General features: G+C 59.8%; 9 protein-coding genes. All 9 read left to right on the top strand.

Features of this window, described 5'->3' with window-relative positions; genetic code table 11:
* Positions 1 to 121: 121 nt before the first annotated feature.
* Positions 122 to 3,571, top strand: coding sequence for a DNA polymerase III subunit alpha (gene dnaE, locus LG281_RS02920; protein ID WP_404404198.1), 3,450 nt, complete (start codon positions 122 to 124; stop codon positions 3,569 to 3,571).
* A 166-nt stretch (positions 3,572 to 3,737) separates the two neighbouring features.
* Entirely contained in the window at positions 3,738 to 4,553 is an 816-nt protein-coding gene (gene rpsB, locus LG281_RS02915; RefSeq protein WP_404404196.1) for a 30S ribosomal protein S2, read from the top strand.
* Between the two features lie 162 nt (positions 4,554 to 4,715).
* Positions 4,716 to 5,642: a translation elongation factor Ts gene (gene tsf / locus LG281_RS02910; RefSeq protein WP_404404194.1), complete on the top strand. Its 927-nt coding sequence runs from the start codon at positions 4,716 to 4,718 to the stop codon at positions 5,640 to 5,642.
* Between the two features lie 171 nt (positions 5,643 to 5,813).
* Positions 5,814 to 6,530 carry a UMP kinase gene (gene pyrH, locus LG281_RS02905; RefSeq protein WP_404404192.1) on the top strand — a complete coding sequence of 239 codons (717 nt, stop codon included), beginning with the start codon at positions 5,814 to 5,816 and terminating at the stop codon, positions 6,528 to 6,530.
* 22 nt (positions 6,531 to 6,552) lie between these two features.
* The gene (gene frr / locus LG281_RS02900) at positions 6,553 to 7,113 is read left to right on the top strand and encodes a ribosome recycling factor (protein ID WP_404404190.1); all 561 of its coding nucleotides are present in this window, start codon (positions 6,553 to 6,555) and stop codon (positions 7,111 to 7,113) included.
* A 47-nt stretch (positions 7,114 to 7,160) separates the two neighbouring features.
* Positions 7,161 to 7,913: an isoprenyl transferase gene (locus LG281_RS02895; protein WP_404404188.1), complete on the top strand. Its 753-nt coding sequence runs from the start codon at positions 7,161 to 7,163 to the stop codon at positions 7,911 to 7,913.
* The gene (locus LG281_RS02890) at positions 7,910 to 8,785 is read left to right on the top strand and encodes a phosphatidate cytidylyltransferase (protein ID WP_404404186.1); all 876 of its coding nucleotides are present in this window, start codon (positions 7,910 to 7,912) and stop codon (positions 8,783 to 8,785) included. The genes LG281_RS02895 and LG281_RS02890 overlap by 4 nt, the downstream gene beginning before the upstream one ends.
* A gap of 68 nt (positions 8,786 to 8,853) precedes the next feature.
* Positions 8,854 to 9,966, top strand: a complete 1,113-nt coding sequence (gene rseP / locus LG281_RS02885; RefSeq protein ID WP_404404184.1) for an RIP metalloprotease RseP — start codon at positions 8,854 to 8,856, stop codon at positions 9,964 to 9,966.
* A 189-nt stretch (positions 9,967 to 10,155) separates the two neighbouring features.
* Complete coding sequence (gene bamA / locus LG281_RS02880; protein WP_404404182.1) at positions 10,156 to 12,474, top strand: outer membrane protein assembly factor BamA; 2,319 nt, start codon at positions 10,156 to 10,158, stop codon at positions 12,472 to 12,474.
* Positions 12,475 to 12,532 lie beyond the last annotated feature (58 nt).

Here is a 12,532-nt window from a genome sequence, read left to right as displayed (position 1 = left end):
ATTCAACATATGCTTTTCTCGCGCCGTGCCCGGAGGCGGCCGCCAAAGTCCGGCCCGAAGGGCCGGTCGAACCGAAGGTCCGCGTCAGCGAATATGGCGCAGGGCACAAGGAGTGTGAAGAATGCAGGCTAGTCCCGGGTTCGTTCACCTTCACGTTCACTCCGCATTTTCGCTGCTTGAAGGGGCGCTTCCGCTTGCGACCATTCTCGATATGGCCGCCAAGGATGGACAGCCGGCGATCGGCATCGCCGATACCAACAACCTTTTCGGCGCGCTCGAATTCTCGGAAAAAGCTTCAAGCAAAGGTATTCAACCGATTATCGGCTGCGAATTGGCCGTCGATTTCGGCGCCGACGAGGACAAACCCAACGACCGTGTGAATCTCGGCAAAGGCGGCGTCGTTCTGATTGCCGCGACGGAAACGGGTTTCGCCAACCTCTCGACCATCGTCAGCCGGGCTTACCTCGAGGGTGTCGACAACAAGGTCGCCGCCGATATCGCCTGGTTTGAAGGCGGCCATGCCGAAGGCATCGTCTGCTTGACCGGTGGCCCCGAGGGGGCCATCGATCCCTTTCTCGCCGCCGGGCTGGATGCTCAGGCCGAAACGCGCCTCACAAGGCTCGCCCAAATCTTCGGCGACCGCTTCTATGTCGAAATCCAGCGCCACGATCGCCCCATCGAAAATGGCGTCGAACCGCGTCTTATCGAACTGGCCTACCGCCATGGCTGGCCGCTCGTTGCCACCAACGAACCCTATTTCCCCAAGCAGGACGATTTCGATTCCCACGACGCGCTGCTTGCCATCGCGGCGGGGTCCGTCGTTGCCCAGACCGAGCGCCGCCGGCTCTCGGATCAGCACTACTTCAAAACGCGCGAGGAGATGCTCGCGCTCTTTTCGGACCTGCCCGAGGCTGTCGAGAATACGGTCGAGATCGCCAAGCGCGTCAATTTCCGGCCGCACACGCTCGATCCCATCCTGCCGCGCTTTGCCGCGACCTCCGATCAGAGCGAAGCTGAAGCGGTTGCCGCGGAGGGGGATGAACTTGCGCGCCAGGCCCGCGAGGGCCTCAAGATGCGCATCGAGAACTATGGCTTGGCCGAAGGCCGTACCCAGGCCGAATACGAAGAGCGGCTCGAATTCGAACTTAAGGTCATCCGGGACATGAAGTTCCCCGGCTATTTCCTTATAGTTTCGGACTTTATCAAGTGGAGCAAAGCCCACGACATTCCGGTGGGCCCCGGTCGCGGTTCGGGGGCAGGCTCGCTCGTTGCCTACGCGCTCACCATCACTAACCTCGATCCGCTCCGCTACAACCTCCTTTTCGAGCGTTTCCTGAACCCCGAGCGCGTATCGATGCCGGACTTCGACATCGACTTTTGCCAGGAGCGCCGCGAAGAGGTCATCCACTACGTCCAGGACAAATATGGTTCCGATCAGGTAGCGCAAATCATCACCTTCGGAACGTTGCAGCCCCGCGCGGCGCTACGCGATGTAGGCCGGGTGTTGCAAATGCCCTATGGGCAGGTCGACCGCATCTGCAAGCTCGTGCCCAACAACCCGGCCAATCCGGTAACGCTCGCGCAAGCCATCAACGATGAGCCACGCCTTCAGATGATGCGCGACGAGGACGAGACCGTCGCCGAACTCTTGCGTATCGCCGGCAAGCTTGAAGGCCTGTTCCGCCATGCCTCGACTCATGCCGCCGGCATTGTGATCGGCGACCGGCCTCTGCACCAATTGTTGCCGCTCTACCGCGATCCGCGCTCGGATATGCCCGTCACCCAGTACAACCTCAAATGGGTGGAACCCGCTGGGCTCGTTAAATTCGACTTTTTGGGTCTAAAAACCCTTACGACCATCCGCTACGCCGTCGATATGCTCAAGAAGGAGGGGATCGATCTCGATATCGACGCCATCCCCTTGGAGGATGCGCCCACCTACAAACTTTACGCCGATGGCGATACCTACGGCATCTTCCAGTTTGAAAGTCCGGGCATGCGGCGCGCGCTGGTTGAGTTGAAGCCGGACCGGATCGAAGACCTGATCGCCATGAATGCGCTCTATCGGCCCGGGCCGATGGATAACATCCCGAGCTTCATCAACCGCAAGCACGGTACCGAAAAGGTCGAATATCCCCACGAGACGCTATCTGCAGTTCTCGATGAAACCTACGGCATCATCGTCTATCAGGAGCAGGTGATGCAGATCGCCCAGCTTCTTTCGGGCTATTCGCTCGGGGAAGCCGACGTGCTGCGCCGCGCTATGGGCAAGAAGATCAAGGCCGAGATGGACAAGCAGCGCGTCCGCTTCCGTGACGGAGCTCTCAAGAACGGGCTCTCCGAAGCCCTTGCCGACAATATCTTCGATCTCCTGGCCAAGTTCGCGAACTACGGCTTCAACAAGAGCCACGCTGCTGCTTACGCCTGGGTGTCCTACCAGACGGCCTATTTGAAGACACATTACCCCGAGCAGTTCTATGCCGCATCGATGACGCTCGATATGGCGCAGACCGACAAGCTCTCGGATTTCCGGCGCGAAGCGCAAAAGAAGGGCATCGAGGTGGTGCCACCTTGTGTGAATCGTTCCGAGGTCAATTTCTCGGTGCGGGATGGGCGCATTCATTATTCGCTTTGCGCGGTCAAGGGCGTGGGCCGGCAGGTCGCGGAGCATATTGTCGAGGTGCGTGGCGACCGGCCATTCAAGGATCTTGCCGATTTTGCGCGCCGCATCGACCCCAAGATCATCAACAAACGCACGCTTGAAACGCTAATCAATGCCGGAGCGTTCGACCAGATCACCAAGCGCCGTGAGCAGATCATCGCTGTTGCCGACACGATCATCAGCACGGCCCAGCGCGAAACCTCGGGCCGCGCCGACGGCATCGAGGACATGTTCGCCTCGGCTCAGCCTGAACCGATCCGCTTGCCGGAAAACGTCGAACCCTGGACGCTGACCGAGCGCCTTGCCCGAGAGCACGCGGCCATCGGCTTCTATCTTTCTGCGCATCCTCTCGATGATTATGTCGAACTCTTCGATCGCCTGCGCGTCCAGCAATGGGCGCAATTCGAGCGCGCAGCCCGCGATGGCGCCGTGGCGGGGCGTCTGGCCGGCACGCTCGTGTCGCGCCAGGACCGCAAGACCCGCAAGGGATCGACCATGGCGATCATGATCTTTTCCGATCCGAGCGGATCGTACGAATGCATTGCCTTTTCCGAACAGATCAGCGATTACGCGCATCTGCTCGAACCGGGAAAATCGCTCGTGCTCGAAGTCGGCGCCGAATCCCGCCCCGATGGCGTGCGCCTGCGCATGCTCAAGGCCGAGCCCATAGACGGTTCGGTCGAAAAACTCGGCCGGCGCCTTACGATCTTTGCGGGCGACGAGAAATGCCTTGCGCCCATCAAGACCCAGCTTCAGCCGGGCGGGGAAGGGGTGGTGAGTCTCATTCTGATCCGCGATGCCGGTGCGCGGGAGTTCGAAATCGAGCTGCCGGGTCATTTCCGGCTCACGCCTCAACTCGCGGGCGGGCTCAAAGCCATCAATGGGGTCGTTGACGTACGGCTCAATTGACCCCATATCTTGGGCTTGCCAAGGCGGGGGCACTGGGGTATAGCCCGCCTCGTCAAAATCCACATGCAAAGGCTGGTTCTGCATCAAGGCAGCGCCAAACCGGTGGCGGAGTTTTTCCGCTGCACATCCTTTGCAGAGGCATAACCGGTTAAGGAGACTACGACAGATGGCTTTGCCAGATTTTTCCATGCGCCAGTTGCTTGAGGCCGGCGTTCACTTCGGCCACCAGAAGCACCGCTGGAACCCCAAGATGGAACGCTTCATCTTCGGCGTCCGCAACGACATTCACATCATCGACCTGAGCCAGACCGTTCCCGCGCTTTACCGCGCGCTGCAGCTCGTCAGCGACACGGTTGCCGATGGTGGCCGCGTGCTGTTCGTCGGCACCAAGCGCCAGGCTGCGCCGCTCGTTGCCGAAGCGGCCCGCCAGTCCGCGCAATACTTCGTCAACTCCCGCTGGCTCGGCGGCATGCTGACCAACTGGCAGACGATCTCGAATTCCATCGCCCGCCTGCGCGAACTCGAAGCGCTCCAGGCGGAAGGCGCGCAGGGTCTCACCAAGCGTGAACGCCTCCAGCGCAGCCGCGAGCAGGAACGCCTTGAGCGCGATCTTGGCGGTATCAAGGACATGGGCAACGTCCCGAACCTCCTGTTCGTGATCGATACCAACAAGGAAGCCAACGCGATCAAGGAAGCCCGCCGCCTGGGCATTCCTGTCGTCGCCATCGTCGACACCAACTGTGATCCGGACGTCGTCGATTACCCGATCCCGGGCAATGACGACGCCGCCCGCGCGCTTGAGCTTTACTGCTCGCTCGTCTCCAAGGCCGCAATCGACGGTATTTCGCGTTCGTCTGCTGCTCTGGGCGCTGACCTCGGCGCCTCCGCCGAGGTGATCGAAGAGCCCGCGCTCGAAGCGCCGGCCGCCGAGGAGCCTGCCGCTGAAGAGCAGCCTGCCAACGAGCAGAACGCGCAGGCGTAACGCAAGCGAATATGAAACGCGCCGGGCTCCGCTTCCGAAGCCCGGCAGCGCATTCCGCCCGCATAGAACTGTCACATGCGTGCGTGATAAGCGCGATGGATACGGATCATTGGCCAAGTCCGGCGAAAGCCGCGCACCAATGTGTTTCAAAGAGGTGACGAGATGTCGATTAGTGCAGCAGATGTGAAAACGCTCCGCGAGATGACCGGCGTGGGCATGATGGACTGCAAGAAGGCCTTGGCCGAAAATAATGGCGATATCGAAGCTGCGGTCGACTGGCTGCGGACCAAGGGCCTTGCCAAGGCCGCCAAGAAGGCCGACCGCGTTGCCGCCGAGGGCCTGGTTGGCGTAGCCGCCGACGGCAACCGCGCCGCGCTCGTCGAGATCAACTCTGAAACCGACTTCGTCGCGCGCAATGAGCAGTTCCAGTCCATCGTCCGCAACGCCGCCAAGCTTGCCCTCGACGTGAACGGCGATGTCGCCGCGCTCGCGGATGCCGATTATCCCGGCACCGGTCGTACCCTGTCGGGCGAATTGACCGAAGCGATTGCCAAGATCGGCGAGAACATGACCCTGCGCCGCGCCGCCGTGCTCGAAGTCGGCGAAGGCGTCATCGGCAGCTATGTTCACTCCGCGGTATCCGACGGTCTCGGCCGTATCGGCGTTTTGGTTGGCCTCGAATCGACCGGCGACAAGGCCAAGCTCGAAGCGCTGGGCAAGCAGATCGCGATGCACATCGCCGCCACCAAGCCGCTTTCGCTCTCCGCCGAAGACCTAGATCCCGAGGCCGTCGAGCGTGAACGCGTGGTGTTCAGCGAGCAGGCCAAGGCGTCCGGTAAGCCCGACAACATCGTTGAAAAGATGGTCGAAGGCCGGATCCGCAAATACTACGAGGAGGTTACGCTCCTTGCCCAGACCTTCGTCATCGACGGCGAAAATTCCGTTGAACAAGCCGTCAAGAATGCCGAAAGCGACGTTGGCGCGCCCATCAAAGTGACGGGGTTTGTCCTGTTCTCGCTCGGCGAGGGCGTAGAAAAGCAGGAATCCGACTTCGCTGCCGAGGTTGCCGCCGCCGCCGGCACCGCGTAACGTGTCCCGGAAATCCGGGGATTCGCTTAAACGTGGATGTCAGCGTGTCCAGAAAAAGTGGCTGCCACTTTTTCGGTTTGTCCGCGCGACAAACGAAGACGCGGTAAAACCAAGACTTGAAGGCCTGCTGCGAACGGCGTTCGTCGGCAAGCTTTGGGTGAACAAGGCAGATTGATGTCAAAACCCGGCTATTCCCGTGTGTTGCTCAAGGTCTCCGGTGAGGCGCTCACCGGAGACCAGTCATATGGAATCGAGCCCGAATTCCTCAATAAGATTGCCCGCCAGATCGTCGATCTGACACGTTTGGGCGTGCAGGTCGCCATCGTGATCGGCGGCGGCAACATCTTCCGTGGCATGGCCGTCGCAGCCAAGGGCGGTGATCGTGTGATCGGCGATCATATGGGCATGCTCGGAACGGTCATCAATTCTCTCGCGTTGGGCGACGCCATTCGGAGGGCAGGGGGGCGCCCGCACGTCTTCTCATCCGTGACCATGCCCTCGATTGCAGACACGTTCACCCAGCGAGCGGCAATCGCAGCGCTGGAGGGCGGTGCCACGGTCATTTGCGCAGGCGGAACCGGTAATCCCTTCTTCACCACAGATACGGCTGCCGCGCTCAAGGCGATCGAATTGCGCTGCGACGTGCTGCTCAAGGGCACCAAGGTCGATGGCGTCTATTCGGCCGATCCGGCGAAGGATCCCAAAGCGGAGCGGTTTGATACGATCTCGCATGAAGAGGTCATCGCACGCGATCTGCGGGTCATGGATACGGCGGCTTTTGCCCTTGCCCGGGACAACCGATTGCCGATAATCGTCTACGCACTCGAAACAAATGAAGGCCTCGTCGGCGTGCTTGAGGGCCGCGCGCCCAGCACGCGTGTCGGCTAGAGGTCGAACACGGGGAGAAATCATGTCTGACGCATTTTCGCTCGAAAATCTCCGCACGCGGATGCACAAATCCATCGATGCCATGAAAAACGACCTTGCCGGTCTGCGTACGGGGCGCGCCAGCGCGAGCCTGCTCGATCCGATTCACGTCGACGCCTACGGCAGCGCAACCCCGCTCAATCAGGTGGCAACTGTCTCGGTTCCCGAGCCCCGTATGCTCTCTGTCCAGGTCTGGGATCGCTCGATGGCGAGTGCGGTGGAAAAGGCCATCCGCGAATCCGGCCTCGGTCTTAACCCGATTGCGGAGGGTGCGCTCATCCGCGTGCCGTTGCCGGAACTCAATGAAGAGCGCCGCCGCGAATTGTCCAAAGTTGCCCATCAGTATGCCGAACAGGCGCGCGTCGCTGTGCGCCACGTCCGGCGCGACGGCATGGATATTCTGCGAAAGCTCGAAAAAGACGGCGAAATGAGTCAGGATGATGCGCGCGTTAATTCCGACAAAGTGCAGAAGGCGACGGACGAGGCGATCGCCGAGATTGATGCAATGGTCGCCCACAAGGAACAGGAAATCATGCAGGTTTAACTTAGGACCTGCGGGCCGGAAGACCGGCTCGAACCGCGAGTAACGCCATGTCGACCAAGCCAGCCGTTGCTTCGGCCCCGCCAATGCAGCAAAGCCTGTCGATCCCCCGCCATATCGGGGTGATTATGGACGGCAACGGCCGGTGGGCGAAATTGCGCGGCTTGCGGCGAACCGAAGGGCACAAGGCCGGCGTTGACGCGGTGCGTCGCATTGTCGAGCTTGCTTCGGCCTATGGGGTGTCCTGCCTGACGCTCTTCAGTTTCAGCTCCGAAAACTGGCGCCGCCCGCCGGAAGAGGTGAGTTTCATTTTCGGGCTGCTGCGCCGCTTCGTAGCGTCCGACCTCAATCGTTTGGCACGCAATAACGTCAAGATTCGCATCATCGGCGACCGAGAGACGCTCGACAAGGAATTGCGCAGGATCATTGAGGACGTTGAAACGACGACCGCTGCGAATACGGGCCTCAATCTCGTCATCGCCTTCAATTATGGCGCCCAGGCCGAAATCGCCGCTGCGACTCGTGCTATCGCACGTAAGGTGGCCGATGGCGTGCTTGCGCCGGAAGATGTTGACGAAGCCGCGATTGCCGAGCACTTGGACACGCATGGGCTTCCCGACCCCGACCTCATAGTCCGCACAAGCGGCGAAATGCGCCTTTCAAACTTCTTGCTTTGGCAGTCTGCCTATGCCGAACTGGTGTTCGTGGAGGAAAACTGGCCGGATTTCGACGAATCGGTCTTCGTACGGGTTTTGCAAACCTTCACGGAACGCGACAGGCGGTTTGGCGGTATCGGGACGTGACCGAAGAAAAAACGAGCGAAAAATCGGCAAATAGGCCTCTTTGGCCCTTCGGGTCCGACCTTCTCCCCCGGCTATTGTCCGCTGTCGTTCTTATCCCTCTAACCGCTATCGCACTCATTGCCGGCTGGTTACCCTTCGCGCTCCTGGTCGCACTGGTCATGGCCGGTGCATATAGGGAATGGGAAACCATGATATCGGGCGAGCACAAAGGGTGGCCGGCGGCGCTCATGATGGGGTTGCTCGCGCTCGCTGCACTGGCTCATCCCATGAACGGCGCCTGGACCGCCGCCATCATAATTGCCGTCGCCGTCGCGGCCGGTGCTGTCATCGCGGCGCCCAATCGCGGCTGGCGGATCGCGGGAATCGCGTATTTCGGTCTGGTCACTATGGCATTTCTGGCCATTCGCGGCAGCTCTGGAGCGGGAATCTGGGCAGGACTGTTTCTCGTCTCGGTTACATGGCTAACCGATTCAGGAGCGTATTTCGTCGGCCGCATCGTGGGAGGTACCAAACTCTCACCTGACGTTTCGCCGTCAAAGACATGGTCCGGAGCGGCAGGCGGGCTCGTCAGCGGCACGATTGGGGGATTGATCGTCTGGTTTATCGCTGGCTGGGCGCTTGATGCACCGTCTCCTTTCATCATCGGGCTGCTTATCGCTGTTATTGTTTCTATTGCAGGGCAGGCCGGCGACCTTGCCGAAAGCGCGATAAAGCGGCGCTTTGCGGTCAAGGACAGCGGAGATATCATACCGGGGCATGGCGGGCTCATGGACCGCATCGACAGCCTCACCATGGCGGCATTGATTCTCTGGTGCATAGGACTTGCCCATAGGGGATTGGGCGCGGTACCGCAGGGCATATTATTTTGGTAACGCGAGTAGCCCTTGCGTCCGAAAACGACCGGATTTATCCCGGTCGAGCCAAAGGATGCTGAAAGACGATGATCGAATCCCTCCCGCTCTTTCTAAACTACATCATCCCGTTCCTTGCGATTCTCATCGTCATTGTTGTGGTTCATGAGATGGGCCACTACTTGATCGCTCGCTGGAATGGCGTCGCCGTAGATGCTTTTTCGATCGGTTTCGGCCCCGAACTTTTCGGCTGGACGGACAGGCGCGGCACCCGTTGGCGCATCGCGGCAATTCCTCTCGGAGGATATGTCCGCTTCACCGGCGACATGAACGCCGCCAGCGTGCCCGATCCCGATGCGTCCGATCGATATGATGCACAAACCCGCAAGACGCTTTTCGTCAATAAGTCCGTTTGGCAGCGCATGGCCATCGTGGTCGCGGGGCCCATGGCGAACGTTCTCTTCACATTTCTGGTGCTGTATGCGGTGCTGCTTGGTTACGGCCGTATGACGCTCGAGCCGGTGGTTGGCGAGGTTATCGAGCAGTCAGCTGCCGAAGAAGCCGGTTTTTTGCCCCAAGACAGGGTGCTGTCCGTCGACGGGTTTCCCGTGCGCGGTTTTTCGGACTTTCAGAGATTTATTGGGACCGCGCCGGGCCGCACGGTTTCCGTCATCGTCGAGCGCGAGAGTGGGCCGGTCACGCTGTCAGTCGTCCCGGAGCCGCAAACGGCCACGACGCGCTTTGGCCGCGAAATCACGCTTGGCGTCATCGGCGTGACCCGGTCGGCACAGGAGAGTGATTGGTTTCTTTACCGGCCCGGCCCGATCGAGGCGGTCGGCATGACGTTCGAAGAGATTCATTTCATCATCGACCGGACTCTGGCCTTTTTTGCCGATCTGTTCGTAGGGCGGGGTGACCTTGATCAGATCGCTGGCCCGGTTGGCATGGCCCAGGTTTCTGGCGAAGTGGCCACGCTCGGTTTTTTGGCTTTGGTTAACCTAACTGCACTTTTGTCCCTCAACATCGGCATAGTTAACCTCCTGCCAGTGCCAATGTTGGATGGTGGACATCTGATGTACTACGTGTTCGAGGCGCTGCGTGGCCGACCGCTGAGCCGACGAACCCAGGAGATAGGATACCGTATCGGGTTTGCGCTCGTCATCTCGCTGATGATCTTCACGGTCATCAATGACATCGTCTAACGCGACGGCGGATCAAAGGGTTAGCAAGTGTTGCACGATTACATGTCCACCGATCTTTTAGCCTCGGTAGCAGGGGTTTCACCTTGCCCTCATGGCAAAAACCGGTAAAAACGTGTTGATCGGAAATGGGGGAATCCGTGTCTTTGTGCGATTCCCGGCACACGTCTCATAGGGCAAGCAAGCATAATCATGATGAATAAAGCCAAGCTTTTGCACAGCGTCGTTCTCGCACTGGCGCTATTGACCGTGTCGCCAATGGTCGGGAATTCGGGGTGGCTCCTCGGTTCGACGCAGGTACAGGCACAACCGATTTCCCAAATCGTCATCGAAGGTAATGTGCGTGTCGATGACGCGACAATTCTTTCCTACCTGACGCTTCGCCCCGGTGAGACTGCGACGCCCGCGCAGATTGAGGCTTCGCAGCAAGCGCTGTTGAACAGCGGCGTCGTGCAGTCGGCTTCGATTTCGATGTCCGGCAGCACGCTTGTGGTTCGTGTGAGCGAGAGCGCCTCGGTTGCCGCTATCGGCTTCGATGGCAATCAGCGGTTTACCGACGCACAGCTCAACACCATGGTCGAGGTTGCGACCAGCCGGGTTTATTCCCCGGATGCAATCGCGTCGGACGTTGCCGTCATCAAGGCGGCATACGATCGTGCCGGTTACACCAACGTCACCGTTTCCTCGCGCACCGAAACGGCCGAAGATGGTCGGATTCGGGTGATCTTCGATATCAACGAAGGCGACCGCGCTGGCATTGCAGCCATCAATTTTACCGGCAACAACAATATCGGCTCGATGCAGCTCAAGTCCGTGATCCTCACTAAAGAGTCGCATCTTCTGAGCTGGTTGTTCCGTGACGACCAATATGATGAGGATCGTCTCGCGGTCGATCGTGAGCGTATCCGTGTCTACTATGCGAACCGGGGCTATCCGGATGCCCGCGTTTTGTCGTCGGTCGCGGAGTTCGACCCCGAGCGCAATGCGTATTTCATCAATTTCACCATCGATGAGGGCGAGCGCTACGAATTCGGCAATATCGCCATTGAAACCAGTATCAATGGGCTCAATACAGATTCTCTCCGCGGGGCGATCGAGACCCATCGTGGCGCCCGCTATTCTCTGCAGGAGCTTCAGGACTCCACGGAGAACCTGGCGGTCCGGGCAACCCAGCAGGGCTTTGCCTTTGCCGAAGTGCGCCCCCGTATCGATCGCGACATTGCCAACAAGACCTTCAATATCACTTATCTGGTCGACGAAGGTGCGCGCGTTTATGTCGAGCGGATCAACATCACGGGGAATACCAAGACCCGTGACTTCGTGATCCGTCGCGAGTTCAATTTCTCCGAAGGCGACCCCTTCAACCGGACGCTCGTATCTCAGGGCCGCGCCAATATCGAGGCGCTCGGCTTCTTCTCTTCGGTTCAAGTCACTTCGGCACCCGGCAGTGCACCTGATCGTGTCGTTCTCAACGTCGCCGTCGTTGAGCAGCCGACGGGTGAGTACGGCATTGGTGGCGGCTATTCGACCCAGGACGGGTTCTTCGGTGAGATTTCGCTGACGGAACGCAACTTCCTGGGCCGTGGCCAATACCTGCGCGCCGCCATTGGCCGTTCCGAATCCGGTCAGACCTATGACTTCAGTTTCACCGAGCCCCGGTTCATGGGCCTCGAAATCTCTTCGGGCGTCGACCTTTACCGCCGCATCGTGGAGGAATCGAGCACGCGTTCGTACGGTACCGACGCGACGGGTGGGCGGCTGCGTTTTGGCTTGCCGCTGATGGACAGCCTCTCGTTGACGACCTTCGTGGGCTACGAGCACAAGGACTATGTCGGCACGGACGATGCGCCGCCATACATTACGAGCCTGCCGTCTTCCGGAACGGATAAAGCCACGGTTGGCTATGAGTTGACTTTCAACACGCTCGACGATCAGCGCAGCCCGAACGAAGGCTTGATTCTGACCTTCAGTCAGGAATATGCGGGCATCGATTTCGACTACCTCAAAACCGAAGCGCGGGCCCGGTATTACCACCCACTTTGGGAAGAGTACGATGTGATCGGCAGCATTCGGGCAATGGGCGGAACAATCACCGATATCGGTGGCGGCGGCATCAACCCGACCGAAGCCTTCCGTCTTGGTCCCAATTTCGTTCGCGGCTTTGCCGCCGGTGGAATGGGTGCCCGCTGGACGGCTGGCAATGAGGACGCATTCGGCGTTCTGTCCTACGCAGGACTGTCTGCCGAAGTCGACTTCCCGGTTCCCTTCCTGCCCGAATCCTGGGGTCTGCGGAGTGCGGTCTGGGGTGATGTTGGCTGGATTGACGGAACGCCGGATGTCGACGGTGCAGGTTCAACCGGAATCGGCGAAAACATAAAATCGTCGGTTGGTGCCTCGTTGATCTGGGCTTCGCCGGTTGGGCCGTTGCGTGGTGACTTTGCGCACGTGATCGACTCTGCGGCGCACGACCGTACGCAGGTTTTCCAGTTGACACTGTCCACACTGTTCTGATCGCCGCGTCAGGACGAACGAAACAAAGCCGCGGTGCGCCTTCGCTCCGCGGCTTCCT

This window comes from Pelagibacterium halotolerans (assembly GCF_044811015.1).
GTDB classification, from domain to species: domain Bacteria; phylum Pseudomonadota; class Alphaproteobacteria; order Rhizobiales; family Devosiaceae; genus Pelagibacterium; species Pelagibacterium halotolerans_A.
The sequence above is the reverse complement of the archived record's forward strand: the minus strand, read 5'-3'. Positions and strand labels throughout refer to the sequence as shown.